This is a genomic window from Pseudomonas sp. 05L36, from assembly GCF_056398125.1.
The window spans coordinates 26,006-43,928 of the sequence record NZ_JBFTOU010000022.1 but is presented as its reverse complement, the minus strand read 5'-3'; the positions used below and the strand labels follow the sequence as shown (position 1 = coordinate 43,928).

At 59.7% G+C, this 17,923-nt stretch carries 9 protein-coding genes; 5 read left to right on the top strand and 4 right to left on the bottom strand.

Features of this window, described 5'->3' with window-relative positions:
* Window positions 1-81 precede the first annotated feature (81 nt).
* Together AC1DKH_RS21905 and AC1DKH_RS21900 are read left to right on the top strand one after the other, a co-directional pair.
* Complete coding sequence (locus AC1DKH_RS21905; protein WP_477799276.1) at window positions 82-2,199, top strand: putative bifunctional diguanylate cyclase/phosphodiesterase; 2,118 nt, start codon at window positions 82-84, stop codon at window positions 2,197-2,199.
* Window positions 2,200-2,284: 85 nt separating this feature from the next.
* A complete protein-coding gene (locus AC1DKH_RS21900) occupies window positions 2,285-3,031 on the top strand; it encodes an SDR family oxidoreductase (protein WP_056727529.1) in 747 nt (248 codons plus the stop codon).
* A gap of 155 nt (window positions 3,032-3,186) precedes the next feature.
* Here AC1DKH_RS21900 and mapR read toward each other — a convergent pair whose 3' ends face one another.
* The 3 genes from mapR to AC1DKH_RS21885 form a co-directional block, all read right to left on the bottom strand.
* A complete protein-coding gene (gene mapR / locus AC1DKH_RS21895) occupies window positions 3,187-4,596 on the bottom strand; it encodes a GntR family transcriptional regulator MpaR (RefSeq protein ID WP_477799275.1) in 1,410 nt (469 codons plus the stop codon).
* 144 nt (window positions 4,597-4,740) lie between these two features.
* Window positions 4,741-6,153, bottom strand: coding sequence for a cytochrome c oxidase accessory protein CcoG (gene ccoG / locus AC1DKH_RS21890; protein WP_477799274.1), 1,413 nt, complete (start codon window positions 6,151-6,153; stop codon window positions 4,741-4,743).
* A 258-nt stretch (window positions 6,154-6,411) separates the two neighbouring features.
* A complete protein-coding gene (locus AC1DKH_RS21885) occupies window positions 6,412-6,648 on the bottom strand; it encodes a hypothetical protein (RefSeq protein WP_477799273.1) in 237 nt (78 codons plus the stop codon).
* A gap of 547 nt (window positions 6,649-7,195) precedes the next feature.
* Here AC1DKH_RS21885 and AC1DKH_RS21880 point away from each other — a divergent pair.
* The 3 genes from AC1DKH_RS21880 (at window position 7,196) to glgB (ending at window position 14,911) form a co-directional block, all read left to right on the top strand.
* Window positions 7,196-9,193, top strand: coding sequence for an alpha-1,4-glucan--maltose-1-phosphate maltosyltransferase (locus tag AC1DKH_RS21880; protein WP_477799272.1), 1,998 nt, complete (start codon window positions 7,196-7,198; stop codon window positions 9,191-9,193).
* Between the two features lie 142 nt (window positions 9,194-9,335).
* Window positions 9,336-12,677, top strand: a complete 3,342-nt coding sequence (treS, locus tag AC1DKH_RS21875; RefSeq protein ID WP_477799271.1) for a maltose alpha-D-glucosyltransferase — start codon at window positions 9,336-9,338, stop codon at window positions 12,675-12,677.
* Between the two features lie 2 nt (window positions 12,678-12,679).
* Window positions 12,680-14,911 carry a 1,4-alpha-glucan branching protein GlgB gene (glgB, locus tag AC1DKH_RS21870; RefSeq protein WP_477799270.1) on the top strand — a complete coding sequence of 744 codons (2,232 nt, stop codon included), beginning with the start codon at window positions 12,680-12,682 and terminating at the stop codon, window positions 14,909-14,911.
* A gap of 72 nt (window positions 14,912-14,983) precedes the next feature.
* Here the strand turns inward: glgB and AC1DKH_RS21865 are convergent, their stop codons facing one another.
* A complete protein-coding gene (locus AC1DKH_RS21865) occupies window positions 14,984-17,851 on the bottom strand; it encodes an RHS repeat domain-containing protein (protein WP_477799269.1) in 2,868 nt (955 codons plus the stop codon).
* Window positions 17,852-17,923: the final 72 nt, after the last annotated feature.

Sequence of the window (17,923 nt, the reverse complement as noted above, 5' to 3'; positions counted from 1 at the left end):
CATTTGGAATCAGTACAATCGCCGCATTTGCCCCCCAGCGAGAATCAATACCATTGACGGGGGCATGCGCGAGAAGTCCCCATGCTCATCGGTAGCTATTCCCCCACCCTGGTCATCATTTCGCTCTGTGTCGCGATTCTCGCCTCATACACCGCACTCGACCTGACCGGACGCATTGCCACTGCCAAAGGCCGTGCCGTGCATTTGTGGACCGCGGGCGGGGCCATTGCCATGGGCATCGGCATCTGGTCGATGCACTTTATCGGCATGCTCGCGTTCAAGTTGCCGATCGACCTGGGGTACGACGGCACCATCACCCTGTTGTCGCTGCTGATTGGCGTGCTCTCCAGCGGTTTTGCGCTGTGGCTGGTCAGCCAGCCGCAATTGCCGGCCTGGCAACTGGCCTTTGGCGCGCTGGTCATGGGTGCCGGCATCAGCGCGATGCACTACACCGGCATGGCCGCCATGCGCATGCAACCGGGCATCGACTACGACCCGACGCTGTTCGGCACCTCGCTGATGATCGCTGTCGGTGCTTCGGGCGCGGCATTGTGGATTGCTTTCCGCCTGCGCCAGCACACGCCTTATGTCCGTCTGATCCGTGGTGGTGCCGCGGTGATCATGGGCATCGCCATCGTCGGCATGCACTACACCGGCATGGCCGCCGCACGCTTTGCCGATGGCAGCTTTTGCGGGGCGGCGGTCAATGGCCTGAGCGGCAAGGGCCTGGACAACCTGGTACTGGTCACCACGCTGGCGGTGCTGAGCATCGCTTTGCTGACCTCGATCCTCGATGCGCGCCTGGAGGCCCGCACCGCGAGCCTGGCCGAGTCGCTGACCGAGGCCAACCGTGAACTGACCCAACTGGCCCTGCATGACACCCTCACCGGGTTGCCGAACCGGATGTTGCTCGCTGATCGTATCGATCAGGCCATGTCGTGGGTCCGGGAAGAGGGTGGCTGCTTTGCCCTGATGTTCATCGATCTGGACGGCTTCAAACCGGTCAACGATGCCTTTGGTCACCATATGGGTGATTTGCTGTTGCGCGAAGTGGCCTTGCGCCTGCGCGAAGACTTGCGTAGCCAGGACACCTTGGCGCGCATCGGCGGCGACGAGTTCGTGTTGCTGGTGCAATTGAGCGAACAGAACGACGCCTTGAGCCTGGCGGCCCGTCAGGTCGGGTTGATCGCGCGGGCGTTCCGGGTTGCCGAACATGATTTGCACATTTCCGCCAGCGTCGGCATTGCGCTCTACCCGGGTAACGGGCAGTCCGCCCACGAATTGCTGATGAACGCCGACGCGGCGATGTATCACGCCAAGGGCGCGGGTAAAAACGGCTACAGTTTTTTCGATGCCTCGATGAACAGCAACGCCCGCAAACAGCTGCAATTGCTGCAGGACTTGCGCAATGCCGTGGAGCAACAGGAATTCAGCCTGTATTACCAACCCAAGTTCGACGCCGCCAATGGCCGTCCGGTGGGCGCCGAGGCCTTGTTGCGCTGGGAGCACCCGACGCAAGGGATGCTGTTGCCGGATAAATTCATCGAAATGGCGGAAAAAACCGGCCTGATCATCCCGATTGGCGAGTGGGTACTCAACGAAGCCTGCCGGCAGATGCGCGAGTGGTACGTGTCGGGCTACACCGATTGGCGCATCGCGGTGAACCTTTCGGCCATCCAGTTCTGTCACTCCGGGCTGGTCCAGAGCGTCGCCAAAGCGCTGGCGACACACCATCTGCCGGCCAACAGCCTGACCCTGGAAATCACTGAAACCACCGCCATGAGCGATGCCGATGCGAGCATGACGGTGCTTCAGGAACTCTCGGAAATGGGCGTCGACCTGTCCATCGACGATTTTGGTACTGGCTATTCGAGCTTGATGTACCTCAAGCGCCTGCCGGCCAACGAACTGAAGATCGACCGCGGTTTTGTCCGCGACCTGGAGCACGACAGCGATGACGCCGCCATCGTTTCGGCCATCGTCGCCCTCGGCCAGGCGCTGGGGTTGCGCATCGTCGCCGAAGGTGTGGAGACGGGTGTGCAGCAGGACTTCCTGACGCAGCTCGGTTGCGATTCATTGCAGGGTTACCTGCTGGGGCATCCGCTGCCGGCTGCAGGTTTCATGGTGGAAATCCATCGCGGGGAGCAATTGGTCGAGCAGTTGAAAGCCAGTTCAGAGCGCGAAATGTCGATGACATGACAGCTGACGTGAAGCCATGCAAAAACCGTCAATGGCGGTTATTCTAGCCCCCGACCGCTTAAGCTTTGATTGGGGGAAAGCTCGCATGGACAAAGTCATCGTCATCACCGGCGGTAGCCGCGGCATTGGTGCCGCCACCGCGCTGTTGGCCGCCGCGCAGGGCTATCGGATTTGCATCAACTACCAGGCCGACGAACAGGCTGCACTCGGCGTGCTCGAGCAAGTCCGCGCCCTCGGTGCACAAGCCATTGCGGTGCGGGCCGACGTCAGCATCGAAGACGAAGTCATCGCGCTGTTCAATCGGGTAGACAGCGAACTGGGCCGGGTCACCGCGCTGGTGAACAACGCCGGCACCGTCGGGCAAAAGTCCCGGGTCGACGAGATGTCCGAGTTCCGCATTCTCAAAATCATGAAAACCAACGTCCTGGCGCCGATCCTCTGCGCCAAGCACGCGATCCTGCGCATGTCGCCCAGGCACGGCGGGCAGGGCGGCAGCATCGTCAACGTGTCTTCGGTGGCCTCGCGTTTGGGCTCGCCCAACGAGTACGTCGACTACGCCGCCTCCAAAGGCGCGCTGGACACCTTCACCATCGGCCTGTCCAAGGAAGTGGCGGGCGAGGGGATTCGGGTCAATGCCGTTCGCCCGGGCTACATCTACACCGATTTCCATGCCTTGAGCGGCGATCCGGACCGGGTCAGCAAACTGGAATCGGCGATTCCGATGGCCCGGGGCGGGCGTCCGGATGAGGTGGCGGAGGCGATTGTCTGGTTGCTGTCGGACAAGGCTTCTTATGCGACGGGGACGTTCGTTGATCTCGGTGGTGGGCGTTAACACTTCAGTTTTGTGTTGTTGAATAAGGCCTCATCGCGAGCAGGCTCGCTCCCACATTAGTGGAATTCCAGTGTTCACAGATATTGTGTACACGGATAAACCCTTGTGGGAGCGAGCCTGCTCGCGAAGGCGATAGAGCAGGCGACATCCAACCATCAGAACGACCGCACAATCCGCCCCAACGTCTCCATCGCCTTCTCCGCAGCCTCATCCCACGGGCTCCCGTAATTCAACCGAATACAATTCCTGAACCGCTGCGCCGGCGAAAAGATCGGCCCCGGTGCAATGCTGATCCCCTGTGCCAACGCCATCTGAAACAACTTCAGCGAATCCATCTGTTCCGGCAATTCCAGCCACAAAAAGTACCCTCCTGCCGGTTGGCTGACCCGTGTCTGCGCGGGGAAATAGCGGGCGATGGCGGCGAGCATGGCGCTTTGCTGGTCTTCCAGCGCGTGACGCAATTTACGCAGGTGCCGGTCGTAGCCGCCGTGTTGCAGGTAATCGGCGATGGCGGCCTGGGCCGGCATCGAGGCACAGAGTGAGGTCATGAGTTTCAGTCGTTCGATTTTCTGCGCATAGCGCCCGGCGGCGACCCAGCCGATGCGGTAGCCGGGGGCCAGGCTCTTGGCGAACGAGCCGCAGTGCATCACCAGGCCTTCGGTATCAAAGGCCTTGGCCGGTTTCGGTGCTTGTTGGCCGTAATACAGTTCGGCGTAGACATCGTCTTCGATCAGCGGCACCTGGTGGCGGCGCAACAATTCCACAAGCTGCTGTTTCTTTGCCTCAGGCACAGTCGCGCCCATGGGGTTCTGGAAGCTGGTCATGCACCAGCAGGCCTTGATCGGATGGCGCTCCAGGGTTTGCTCGAGCACACCGAGGTCGATGCCGTCGCGCGGGTGCACGGGGATTTCCACGGCTTTGAGCTTCAGGCGTTCGAGCACTTGCAGGCAGGCGTAGAACGCCGGGGCTTCGATGGCCACCAGATCGCCGGGTTGGGTCACCGCTTGCAGGCAAAGATTGAGGGCTTCCAGCGCGCCGTTGGTGATCAGCAATTCTTCCATGGGCAGCATCAGCCCGCCGACCATGTAGCGCAGGGCGATTTGCCGGCGCAGCTGCGGGTTGCCCGGCGACATGTCGGTGACCACCATGCGCGGGTCCATCTCGCGGCTGGCGCTGGCCAGCGAGCGGGACAAGCGTTGCAGGGGAAACAGCGTCGGGCTGGGGAACGCCGAGCCGAAGGGTACGGTGTTCGGGTCCTTGATCGAGTCAAGCACCGAAAACACCAGTTCACTGACGTCGACCTCGGTGGACTCGTTGACCTGACTGCTGATCACCGGTTCGGAAAACGGCCGTGGTGCATGGGCGTTGACGAAATAGCCGGAGCGCGGGCGGGCGCGGATCAGCCCGCGACGTTCCAGCAGGTAGTAGGCCTGGAACACCGTCGACGGGCTGACCCCGTAGGTCTGGCTGGCATAGCGCACCGAGGGCACACGCTGGCCCGGGCCGAGGACGCCGGAGCGGATCAGTTCTGCGATGTCGTCGGCGAATTTTTCGTAGCGTTTCATCAAAAGCCCGGTTGGGTGTCATTTGTAGAAAGGGGACGGTCGTACCGCCAAGATCGCAGCCTTCGGCAGCTCCTACAATGGATCGGCTTGCGTGCGCAGGAGCTGCCGAAGGCTGCGATCTTTAAAACTCTGCATCTTAAAGGCTCAGCGATTCATCGGCGCAACAAACCGGCTCTTCGCCACGCTGTAGACGTCGGGCTCATCGTTGTCGACCACCTTGAAGCCGATGCTCTGTGAGCTGCTGGCCGGACGCTCCGTGAGCATCACCACCGACACTGGCACATCGACAATCTCGCCCGGCGCCAGGCTCAACCCGGTCTTGCCTTGCAACTCGAAACCATCGGCATCGACCAGGCGCAATTGGTAGTCCTGACGCTGCTGGGTTTTGTTGATCACCTTCAGACTGTAGATGTTTTCGATCTGCCCCTGGCTGTTCTCGCGGAACAGGCCCCGGTCCTTGCTGACGTCGAGCGACACCATCGGCCGTTCCACCAGCGCCACCACCAGCGCGGCAATCATCACCAGCAGCACGGCGGTGTAGCCGATCAGGCGCGGACGCAACAGGTGCGTCTTGCCACCCTGCAACTGATGTTCGGATGTATAGCTGATCAATCCTGGGGCGTAGCCCATCTTGTCCATGATCGAATCGCAGGCGTCGATGCAGGCGGCGCAACCGATGCATTCCATTTGCAAGCCATCGCGAATGTCGATGCCGGTCGGGCAGACCTGCACGCAGAGCTGGCAATCGATGCAATCGCCCAGGCCGACCTCCGCGGGTTTGACCTCGCGTTTGCGCGGGCCACGGTTTTCGCCTCGGGCCACGTCGTAGGAAATGGTCAGGGTGTCCTTGTCGAACATCACGCTCTGGAACCGCGCATAGGGGCACATGTGCATGCACACCGCTTCACGCAGCCAACCGGCATTGATGTAGGTGGCGCCGGTAAAAAACAGCACCCAGAACAGGCTGACGCCGCTCATTTGCAAGGTCAGCAGCTCTTCGGCCAAAGGCCGGATCGGCGTGAAATAGCCGACGAACGTCAGGCCGGTCAGCAGGCTGATGGCCAGCCACAAGGTGTGCTTGGCCGAGCGACGCATCAGCTTGTTCAGGCCCCACGGCGCGGCTTGCAACTTGATCCGCTGGTTGCGCTCGCCCTCGGTGATCTTCTCGCACCACATGAAGATCCAGGTCCACGAACTTTGCGGGCAGGTGTAGCCGCACCAGACCCGTCCCGCGAACACGGTGATCGCAAACAGGCCGAAGGCGGCAATGATCAACAGCGCCGACAGCAGGATGAAGTCCTGCGGCCAGAAGGTCGCACCGAAGATATGGAATTTGCTTTCGGAAAGATCCCAGAGCACCGCCTGGCGGCCACCCCAGTTCAACCACACGGTGCCGAAAAACAGCAAAAACAGAAAACCCGCACCGCTGATGCGCAGGTTGCGGAACAACCCGGTGAAGCTGCGGGTGTGGATGTGGTTGTCGCTGGATTTGGCCTTCATCTTCGGACGCGAAGGCTCGAATGTTTCTACGGTTCGGACGGGGATTCTCTCGCTCATGGTCTTTCGCTCATCAGCCTCCATCAGGCATGAGCACTATGAGCGGCGATCTGTTTGCATAACAGACTCAGGTATTGCATTAAAAAGCGGATCAGATGGTGCTGGGCGCACGGCCTGCGACAACTTGAAGCACCCGCCGCAGAACGGTGAAAACGCCTATCCACAACAGCTGCGGCGGATGTTGATCAACGTCAGTCAAATCACCGAATCACTGGCGGTGGCTTTCAAGTGCCGGCGTCCAACCACCGCGCCTGCCTGTCAGGGATTCACCCTGTCAGCGGAGGTTTTTTCACAGCCTGATTCCTGCTCGTTGCTCGGGGTTTCCGAGAGTTCGTGCTGGCTGTAGTCAATATCACCGTGCAGCAGATGATTCTCCAGATCCCTGATGATTGAGCTTCTGGTTGATGGTTCCGAGGGGGTGCGTTCGGCTTCGAAGCAAAGAAATTCGTAGTTGAATATTTTCAAAGGAAGGCCAGCCGTCGATTGGTCGTTCACGGTTGAGCGCGTGGTGCTGTGCGCTAGCTCTGCTTGTGAATTCGCTGAAGCTGGAAAAAATCGTTTTCATGGCTGGCCACGCTCAAGGCTGACGGAGTGATGGCTATATAAGGCGTGGGGTGTAAGTTTCGTAAAGTGTCGGACGGGCAGATTCGGCGCTTTAGGATCGGTACTACGCGTTCTTGGGAAGAGTCGTTCATTTTTTATKATCTTCCCTGCTTTCGACACAGGAGCGATCAACTGTCTTCATTACGGATTCACCATCACCGGCGGCATCGTCGTTGGTGGTTCTTCCCTTGGCGGTGGGATCGTGCCAGGAGTGGATTGTTCATTGTTCAAACCTCAGGTGGCACATGGCGTGAGTCGTGCTTTAGTTGGTGGACTAGTGGGTGGGTCGCAGCGCGAAGGACTTGATTGCGCAAATTGTTGATGAAACTTTCCCGGCGACTGTCGCTCGGAACCTAAGTGAGTGCATTCCGGGGCGGACAGTCCAGCGGGATGGCGACCAGACACAAGCGCGTCCATGGGGCGTCAGGAGAGAGGCTCGATGACGGCTGAAAAACCGACTGAGTTGAGCTACAACCCGCACATGCCGCTGTCGCAGGCGTTGTTGCTGCCGCGTATCGTCATGGAAAACATCATGCCGACCCTTGAAGGCGGGCAGTTCGCGGTCAAGGCCGTGGTGGGGCAGGATGTGGTGGTGACGGCCAAGGTCTTCGCCGACGGGCATGACAAGCTGGGGGTTCGCGTGCGCTGGCGGGCCGAGGACGAGGACGTCTGGCAAAGCGCGGTCATGAACGATCTGGGCAACAACGGTTGGCAAGGGCAGTTCCGGGTCCACAGCCAGGGCCGTTATCTGTTCTGTATCGAAGCCTGGATCGATCAGTTCGCCAGTTTTTGCTATGAGCTGGAAAAGAAGCATGCGGCGGCGGTGCCCGTCAGCCTGGAATTGCAGGAAGGGCGGATTCATGTACAACAAGCCGCCGAACGCAGCGAAGGGCAACTCAGCGAGCAACTGGCGGCCTTGCACCATGAACTGTCAGGACTGCTCGAAGCCGAGCAGGTCGCGCTGTTTTTGCACCAGCGTAGTGCCGACCTCATGGCCCGCGTCGATCATCGTGCTTACCTGAGCCTGAGCCCGGAGTACCCGCTGGATGTGGAGCGCGAACTGGCGCAGTTCGCCAGTTGGTATGAATTGTTCCCGCGTTCGATCACCGACAGTCCGGCGCGTCATGGCACCTTCAATGACGTGCATTCACGGCTGGCGATGATTCAGGACATGGGCTTCGATGTGCTGTATTTCCCGCCGATCCACCCGATCGGGCGCAGCTACCGCAAAGGCCCGAACAACACCCTGACGGCGGCCCCCGATGATCCGGGCAGTCCCTATGCGATTGGTAGCGAGGAGGGCGGGCACGAGGCGATTCACTCGCAGTTGGGTACCCGCGAAGACTTCCGCCGACTGGTGGCGGCCGCCGCGGCCCATGGCCTGGAAATCGCCCTCGACTTCGCCATCCAGTGTTCCCAGGACCATCCGTGGCTCAAGCAACACCCCGGCTGGTTCAACTGGCGGCCGGACGGCACGATCAAATATGCCGAGAACCCACCGAAGAAATACCAGGACATCGTCAACGTCGACTTCTATGCCCCCGAGTCGATTCCGAGCCTGTGGGTGGAACTGCGCGACGTCGTGGTGGGCTGGGTCGAGGAGGGTGTGAAGATCTTCCGCGTCGATAACCCGCACACCAAGCCTTTGCCGTTCTGGCAATGGCTGATCGCCGATGTACGGGCGTTGTACCCCGAGGTGATCTTCCTCGCCGAAGCCTTCACCACCCCGGCAATGATGGCGCGCCTGGGCAAGGTCGGTTATTCCCAGAGCTACACCTATTTCACCTGGCGCAACACCAAGGCCGAACTGGCGAGCTACTTCACGGAACTCAACGAATCGCCATGGCGCGAATGCTACCGGCCGAATTTTTTCGTCAATACACCGGACATCAACCCGGCGTTCCTCCATGACTCAGGGCGTCCCGGGTTCCTCATCCGTGCCGTGTTGGCGACCATGGGCTCAGGCTTGTGGGGCATGTATTCGGGTTTCGAGTTGTGCGAGTCGGCGCCGGTGCCGGGCAAGGAGGAGTACCTTGACTCCGAGAAGTACGAGATCCGCCCCAGGGACTTCAACGCGCCGGGCAACATCATTGCCGAGATCGCCCAGCTCAACCGCATCCGCCGACAGAACCCGGCGCTGCACACGCATCTGGGGCTGAAGGTCTACAACGCGTGGAACGACAATATCCTGTACTTCGGCAAACGCAGCATTGACGGCAGCAATTTCATTCTGGTGGCGGTCAACCTCGATCCGCACAACGTGCAGGAAGCGAGCTTTGAGTTGCCCTTGTGGGAAATGGGCCTGCCCGATGACGCCAGCACTCACGGCGAAGACCTGATGAATGGCCATCGCTGGACCTGGTACGGCAAGCAGCAATTGATGCGGATCGATCCGGCGTATCAGCCGTTCGGGATTTGGAGGATTACCACTGCTTGAATGCGCCGCAAACCACCCTGTAGGAGCTGCCGAAGGCTGCGATCTTTAGCTTTACAGCGAAGATCAAAAGATCGCAGCCTTCGGCAGCTCCAACAGGGGGGCGTTTTGAGAGCGGCCTTAATGAATTCACCAGGAGTTTCACATGGCGAAGAAACCCAAGGCAGCCACGTTCATCAAGGACCCGCTCTGGTACAAGGACGCGGTGATCTATCAAGTTCATGTCAAATCGTATTTCGACTCCAACAACGACGGGATCGGCGATTTTCCCGGCCTCATCGCCAAGCTCGACTACATCGCCGACCTTGGGGTCAACACCATCTGGTTGTTGCCGTTCTATCCCTCGCCACGGCGCGACGACGGTTATGACATCGCCGAGTATCGCGGCGTACACAGTGACTACGGCACCATGGCCGATGCCCGGCGTTTCATTGCCGAGGCGCACAAACGCGGCCTGCGGGTGATCACCGAGCTGGTCATCAACCACACCTCCGACCAGCACCCGTGGTTCCAGCGCGCACGCAAGGCCAAAAAAGGTTCGGCCGCCCGGGACTTCTACGTGTGGTCCGATGACGATCAGAAATACGACGGCACCCGCATCATTTTCCTCGACACCGAAAAGTCCAACTGGACCTGGGACCCGGTCGCCGGCCAATACTTCTGGCACCGTTTCTATTCCCACCAGCCGGACCTGAACTTCGATAACCCGCAAGTGATGAAAGCAGTGCTGTCGGTGATGCGTTACTGGCTCGACATGGGCATCGACGGCTTGCGCCTGGACGCCATTCCCTACCTGATCGAACGCGACGGCACCAACAACGAGAACCTGCCGGAAACCCACGACGTCCTGAAAAAGATCCGCGCCGAAATCGACGCCAACTACCCCGACCGCATGCTGCTGGCCGAGGCCAATCAATGGCCGGAGGACACACAGCTGTACTTCGGCGACACCGATAGAAAAGGCCTGAACGGCGACGAATGCCACATGGCCTTTCACTTCCCATTGATGCCGCGCATGTACATGGCGCTGGCCCAGGAAGATCGCTTCCCGATTACCGACATTCTGCGCCAGACCCCGGACATTCCCGCCAACTGCCAATGGGCAATCTTCCTGCGCAACCACGATGAGCTGACCCTGGAGATGGTCACCGACAAGGAGCGCGACTACCTGTGGAATTACTACGCTGCCGACCGCCGCGCACGGATCAATCTGGGGATTCGCCGCCGTCTGGCGCCTTTGGTTGAGCGCGACCGCCGTCGGGTCGAGCTGCTCAACAGCTTGCTACTGTCGATGCCCGGCACGCCGACCCTGTACTACGGCGATGAAATCGGCATGGGCGACAACATCTACCTCGGTGACCGCGACGGCGTACGCACGCCGATGCAATGGTCCATCGACCGCAATGGCGGTTTCTCCCGCGCCGACCCGGCCAGCCTGGTGCTGCCGCCGATCATGGACCCGCAATATGGCTACCTGTCGGTCAACGTCGAAACCCAGGCCGGCGATCCGCATTCGCTGTTGAACTGGACCCGGCGCATGCTTGCAGTGCGCAAGCAATCCAAGGCCTTCGGGCGCGGTACGTTGAAGATGCTTTCGCCCAGCAACCGACGGATTCTGGCCTACACCCGTGAATACACCGGGGTGGATGGCAAGCACGAAGTCATTCTGTGCGTGGCCAATGTGTCGCGCAGTGCCCAGGCCGCCGAGCTGGATTTGTCGGCCTACGTTGGCATGGTGCCGGTGGAAATGCTCGGGGGTAACGCGTTCCCGCCCATTGGCCAGCTGAATTTCCTCCTGACGCTGGCGCCCTACGGCTTTTACTGGTTCGGCCTCGCCGCGGAAAACCAGATGCCGAGCTGGCACGTGGAGCCCGCACAAAGCCTGCCGGACTTCACCACGCTGGTGCTGAAAAAACGCATGGAAGAGTTGCTCGAAGCGCCGTCACGCACCACGCTGGAGCAAAGCATCCTGCCGAACTGGTTGCAAAACCGCCGCTGGTTCGCCGGCAAGGACGCCGCCATTGAACAGGTCGATCTGGCCTATGGCGCGCGTTTCGGCGATCCGCAGCATCCGGTGCTGTTCAGTGAGATCAATGTCACCAGTGGAGGCCAGCGCAGCCGCTACCAGTTGCCATTCGGCTTTATTTCCGAGGATCAGGTCGGTACTCCGCTGCCCCAGCAGTTGGCGTTGTCGCGGGTACGGCGTGGGCGCCAGGTCGGCCTGATCACCGATGCCTTCAGCCTGGACTCCTTTGTGCATGCCGTATTACAGGGCATTCAGGCCGGCACCGTGTTGGCATCCAGTGATGGCGACATTCGCTTCGAGTCCACCGCCGAACTTGAAAAACTCGGCCTCAATGCCGAGTCCCCGGTGCGATACCTGTCGGCCGAGCAGTCCAACAGCTCGGTGGTGATCGGCAACAGCCTGGTGCTGAAGCTGATCCGCAAGGTTGCCTGCGGTGTGCACCCGGAGCTGGAAATGAGCGCGTTCCTGACCGAAGCCGGGTTCAGCAATATTTCGCCATTGCTGGGTGCGGTGGTGCGCCGGGACGGGGCGGGTGAAGACAACCTGCTGATGATCGCCCAAGGCTATCTGAGTAACCAGGGCGACGCCTGGGAGTGGACGCAGAACAACCTCGAACGGGCGCTGCGCGATGAGCTGGCCGACGCCGTGTCCGAGCAGGAACAACACTACAACGCGCTGGGCGAACTGAAAGATTTCGCCGCTATGCTCGGTCAGCGCCTGGGGGAAATGCATCAGGTGCTGGCGGCGCCGAGTGCCAATCCGGACTTCTTGCCCCAGGTCACCACGCAGAAGGAGACGCTGGCTTCGGCCAGGGATGTCGCGGCGCAAATCGATCACGCGTTGAACTTGCTCAAGCAGCATAAAAATCAACTGAATACGGCGGACCAGACCCTGGTCAGCCGTTTGCTGGACAACAGGAAAGCCATCCTCGGCCATGTACAGGCACTGGGCAAGAAGACCGCGGGCGGCTTGCGCATTCGTGTGCACGGCGACCTGCATTTGGGGCAGGTGTTGGTGATCAAGGGCGATGCCTACCTGATCGACTTCGAAGGCGAACCGGCCCGGCCATTGCATGACCGACGGGGCAAACACAGCCCGTACAAGGATGTCAGCGGCGTGCTGCGTTCCTTCGACTATGCGGCGGCGATGGCGATCAATGTGCAGAGCGTCGACAACACCGCGGCGGCCGATGCCGCGCGCTTGCGGGTCACCGATCGCTACTTGAGCGAGGCGCGGCATGCATTTGTCGACGCTTATCGGCTGGCGGCAGCTAGTCTTGCCCATGCATGGCAAGATCCAGAAGGCGAGGATGCCGCGCTGGCGTTGTTCGGTCTGGAGAAGGCGGCGTATGAAGTGGCCTATGAGGCGGAAAATCGCCCCACCTGGTTGCCCGTGCCGTTGCACGGTTTATATGGATTATTGAGTGGGCTTAAACCCTTTTCCGATCTTGGTGGAGAGTAGTCATGAGTGTCTCGAACAAGGAACAGGGTCATCACAAAGAAGCGCTGCTGCCCAACACGCGGGATATCGATGCATTGGTGCGCGCCGAACATATCGATCCTTTTGCCATTCTTGGCCCACATGGTGACGGTGCCGGCGGGCAATTCATCCGTACTTACCTGCCGGGTGCCCTGAGTGTGCAGGTGCTGGCCAGGGATTCCGGCGAAGAGCTTGGTCACCTTGAAGTCACGGAGACGCCGGGGTTGTTCGTCGGGCATTTCCAGCATGCGCAAGCGTATCTGTTGCGCACCCGTTGGGCCGGCGGCGAGCAAACCGCAGAAGATCCTTACAGCTTTGGCCCGTTGCTGGGCGAAATGGACTTGTACCTGTTTGCCGAAGGCAATCACCGCGACCTCAGTGCATGTCTGGGCGCGCAACTGAAAACCGTGGACGGTGTCGACGGCGTGCGTTTTGCCGTGTGGGCACCGAATGCCCGGCGGGTGTCGGTGGTCGGCGATTTCAACGTCTGGGACGGGCGCCGGCACCCGATGCGCCTGCGTCATCCCACCGGTGTCTGGGAGTTGTTCATCCCGCGCCTGCAGGCCGGGGACACCTACAAATACGAGATTCTCGGCGCCCACGGCATTCTGCCGTTGAAGGCTGATCCCGTGGCACTGGCCACCAGCCTGCCACCGGACACGGCCTCGAAAGTCGCTTCACCCTTGAACGTCGACTGGCAGGATCAGGACTGGATGCTGGCCCGGGGCGACCGCCACCGGGTGACGGCGCCCTTGTCGATCTACGAATTGCACGCCGGCTCGTGGCAATGCGAACTGGACGACCTGGGCGAAGTGGCCCGCCAGTACACCTGGCCGGAACTGACCGAGCGGCTGATTCCCTATGTCAAAGACCTGGGCTTCACCCACATCGAACTGATGCCGATCATGGAGCACCCGTTCGGCGGTTCGTGGGGCTATCAGTTGTTGTCGCAATTCGCGCCGAGTGCGCGGTATGGCACGCCGGACGAGTTCGCTGCGTTCGTTAACGCCTGCCACCAGGCCGGGCTCGGGGTGATCCTCGATTGGGTGCCGGCGCATTTCCCCACCGATACCCACGGCCTGGCCCAGTTCGACGGCACGGCGCTGTACGAGTACGGCAACCCGCAGGAAGGTTTCCACCAGGACTGGGACACGCTGATCTACAACCTGGGGCGCACCGAAGTGCACGGCTACATGCTGGCGTCGGCGCTGCACTGGCTCAAGCATTTCCATGTCGACGGCCTGCGGGTCGATGCGGTGGCCTCGATGCTGTACCGCGACTACTCGCGCAAGGCTGGCGAATGGGTGCCGAACCGCCACGGCGGGCGGGAGAACCTCGAAGCCATCGACTTCCTGCGCCACCTCAATGACGTAGTGGCCCTGGAAGCGCCCGGTGCGCTGGTGATCGCCGAAGAATCCACCGCCTGGCCGGGCGTCAGCCAGGGCACGCAACAGGGCGGCCTGGGCTTTGCCTACAAATGGAACATGGGCTGGATGCACGATTCGCTGCACTACATCCAGCAGGACCCGGTGTACCGTGCCCATCACCACAACGAGCTGAGTTTCGGCCTGGTGTATGCGTGGTCCGAGCGCTTTATCCTGCCGATCTCCCACGATGAAGTGGTGCACGGCAAACACTCATTGATCGACAAGATGCCCGGTGACCGCTGGCAGAAATTCGCCAACCTGCGGGCCTACCTGAGCTTCATGTGGGCGCATCCGGGCAAGAAACTGCTGTTCATGGGCTGCGAATTCGGCCAATGGCGCGAGTGGAACCATGACCAGCAACTGGACTGGTACCTGTTGCAATACTCCGAGCACAAGGGTGTGCAGAAACTGGTGAGTGACCTCAATCGCTTGTACCGCGAAGAACCGGCGCTGCATGAGCAGGACGATGTACCGCAGGGCTTCCAATGGTTGATCGGCGATGACGCGATCAACAGCGTTTATGCGTGGCTGCGCTGGAGCAAGGACGGCCGGCCTGTGCTGGTGGTGGCCAACTTTACGCCGGTGCCGCGCGAGGCTTATCGCGTCGGGGTGCCGTTTGCCGGGCAGTGGAGTGAGGTGCTCAACAGCGATTCGTCTATTTATGCCGGTTCCAACTACGGCAATAGTGGCGGGGCGGTGGCCGAGGAAACGCCGAGCCATGGGCAGGCGTTGTCGTTGGTGCTGAATTTGCCGCCGTTGGCGGTGTTGATGTTGAGGCCGGAGGGGTAATTCAGACCTGAAGTAGAAGCTCTGGAGTGGGCCTGCAACCCAGTGCCACACTCCAGCGCTACATTGAAAGTTTTAATATGGCATTGCGGTGCGAGTGCCAGTGTGTCCTCGTATTTCTTTAAGGTTAACAACGTATTGGTTCTGGTTGCTCTCGCGTTTTCCGATACTGGTCACTACAAAATCTGCATGCGGTGTAAATACTAAATCTTTTTCACTTTGCACCGAGTATTGTGAAATTACATTTGCGGCGCTAAATCCATTTATCGTTATTAGGAGTGGCTTGGTCCCGTGCATGAATCCTTCAGCAATGCTCTTTTCCTTGGATACCGAAAGAAAACTCGTTGAATGAAAGACGGTTCCCTCTTCCTTTGCAGAGATAAGTTCGTCTAGGCCTCTAGCTGATATGTCTTGGCCGCGATAATAGGTGGTTAGTGTTGCGTTGGTTTGATGGTAGAGTAGGTAGCTGATTTGTTCTGTGTTGTGCAGGTTAAAGCCGCCAGCGATAATTTCGATGAACCTTGCTCTTTCTTTCCCTTCTTTTCCAGAAAATTCCTTGTCTCCAACTCGCTCTGTTAATTCACGTAGTATTTTTTTACCATCAATGGAAATCTGGACTCCTGCCCTCATGGCACTATTGATTGCTGTTGATCCACGGTTTGTGGAGTAGATGGCTTTGAACTCTTTCATGTAGGCATATTCTTGCGAGGGCTTTCGAAGTTTTTTTTGGGGGGCAGTGATTGCCAGGTTGCTCATTTGGCTCGTGACAGTTTCTAGTGAAGGATCCATTTCCTCTTGAACTCTCTCTATTGCGAGTTTAAGAACATCCTTGGGATAATCTTCGAAAAATTTTTTGAGTGTTCGTAACGCAGTCCTTGGATCTTTAGCATAGCCTTCGCGAAAGCCCGGCTCTTTTAGCATTAATCGCGATAACTTCCCTTCGGGCGACAATCCGTTTTTGTCATACAATGCAATAGGGTTATTTCTTACCATCCGAAAGAAATTGAGCCCATCAATCGCCCAAGCCGGGTCCGGATTAATCCATCGCTGCAACCACGGCGCGTAATACCTGAACCCATAATAATAAAGCCCCGTCGCATCCCGCTCCTTGCCCGAATAACGCACGGTCTTGTACTTGGCTTCTGTTGCCGAGCGAGCCGCCCAGCAAGCCGTGCCGCCAAATGGGTAATACCATTCCTGACTGATTAAATCGGCGTTTTGGTCCAGCTCCATGGTGCTGGATTGCAGGTGGTCATTGAGGTCGTAGCGCACCTGGTTGTTGGTGATGTCATCCGGCTTTTGGGCAACCCAGTGCAACACCTGCACGCTGTTGCTGCCGGCGCTGGCATTGATCACGTGAAGGATTTCCCCGGTACCGCTATGACTACGGATTTCCACGCCGGGCAGGTAGCGTACTTCGCTGACCAGCGTGCGAGCGTTGGTCTGGCTTGCACGCACCTTGCGCACCCGTTGGCCACCGCCGTCGTAGAGGTAGCGTTCATAGTCATCATTGCCATCTTCGCGGACGACCGGGCGCACGGTAGACAGTTGATTGCGCAGGTCCCAGGCGAGCGATTGGCCGGCTTGCAACTCACGCAGGTTGCCATTGGCATCGAAGCTGGTGGCCAGTTCGGCTTCGGTCGGTGGACGGCCGTTACGCTCGGGCAGGCAGCGGTTGCTGTATTGGGCGCGGGTCAGGATGCGGCCATGGGCCTGAGCGCCGACACGCGTCAGGTCCAGCAGGTTACCGCCGGCGTCGTAGTGATACGTCTGGCTGTAATTGGCAACCTGGTTGGGGTCGAGAGGCAAGGGTTGCAAGTCGGGCAGGGCAGGACCGCCGTGGCCTGTCCTGGCCTCCCATCCGGTGGCCTCGATCAATTGATCGAGGGTGTCGTAGCGATAGTTCTTGATCGGTTCGATGCGTTGGTTGTTGAAGTAGCGGATCGGTTGGGCGGCATCTTCGAGGCTCAGAACGTTGCCGGCTGCGTCATAGCGGTACTTCAGATCCTGCAGCGGCGTGCCATTGGCTTTGTGGGCGCTCAGGCCGATGAGGCGACCATCCGCAGTATCGTAGCGGTGGCGGGTGACGACGCCATTGCCGGCGGTTTCTGACTCGATCTGGCCGGAGGCGTTGTAGCGAAGATCGTTGACCAGCGTCCGTTCTGTTTGGCCTTCACCGGCCAGGATCAGTCGCGTGTCGCTCAATTCACCGGCGACGGTGTAGGTAAAACGCTGCTGATTACCCAGTGCATCGATTTGCTGGAACAGTTCACCGCTGGCGGCATAGTGCAGGGCGGTGATGGCGCCCTCAGCAGGTTCAAGTAACGCATCGCGGGCGGGCACGCTGTCGGGCCAGTTCACCGGCAAGGTATCCAGCAAAAAATGCCGGGTCTGTTGTAGCAGTGCGCCGCCGATGCTGAGATCATTCAAGTGCAACGTCCCGGCCGGGTCGTCGTGGCGAATCAATTGACCGCACAGATTGTGCGAGGCCGCCTCGGCATCCACTCCCGCATACGTAAAACGCTCAAGGACATGCTCGGCGACATCTTCACCACGTTCATGTACGGCCACCGGCCGCAGCAATGCATCGAACTCATTCAGGGAATGGCTGCCGCGGCCGTCCCAAGCCTCGGCGCGTTGCCCGGCAGCGCCATGCAACGCCAGCCGCCACCCGGCATCCACGCTGTCACTCGACAACGGTGAGCCAGACAAACTGAACACCTGGCTAAGGTTGGCCGGTACCGACACATCGTTCTGCGCCAAGGCAAACAGATACGGATCCCGACTGGCCACTGCCCGGCCGGCGGCATCGAAGCGTTGATGCGTCACCCGCGTTTCAAGCGGATCGGCCGCCTGTCGCCGATAAAACTGCACCGTCCTTACGGTCAGCCCACGTGAGTCTGAAACCGCAAGAGTTGGCGTGCCGTGATGCGTATGGTCCATAGACATCCGTGACGGCCTCGATCAGGGTGACTTGCCTATCACAATGCATCATCGCCAATGCCGTGGATACTG

Excerpts from the sequence above, each read along its gene's own strand:
- AC1DKH_RS21905 (WP_477799276.1), top strand. The coding sequence starts at position 82 with ATGCTCATCGGTAGCTATTCCCCCACCCTGGTCATCATTTCGCTCTGT.
- AC1DKH_RS21900 (WP_056727529.1), top strand. The coding sequence starts at position 2,285 with ATGGACAAAGTCATCGTCATCACCGGCGGTAGCCGCGGCATTGGTGCC.
- mapR (WP_477799275.1), bottom strand. The coding sequence starts at position 4,596 with ATGAAACGCTACGAAAAATTCGCCGACGACATCGCAGAACTGATCCGC.
- ccoG (WP_477799274.1), bottom strand. The coding sequence starts at position 6,153 with ATGAGCGAGAGAATCCCCGTCCGAACCGTAGAAACATTCGAGCCTTCG.
- AC1DKH_RS21880 (WP_477799272.1), top strand. The coding sequence starts at position 7,196 with ATGACGGCTGAAAAACCGACTGAGTTGAGCTACAACCCGCACATGCCG.
- treS (WP_477799271.1), top strand. The coding sequence starts at position 9,336 with ATGGCGAAGAAACCCAAGGCAGCCACGTTCATCAAGGACCCGCTCTGG.
- glgB (WP_477799270.1), top strand. The coding sequence starts at position 12,680 with ATGAGTGTCTCGAACAAGGAACAGGGTCATCACAAAGAAGCGCTGCTG.
- AC1DKH_RS21865 (WP_477799269.1), bottom strand. The coding sequence starts at position 17,851 with ATGGACCATACGCATCACGGCACGCCAACTCTTGCGGTTTCAGACTCA.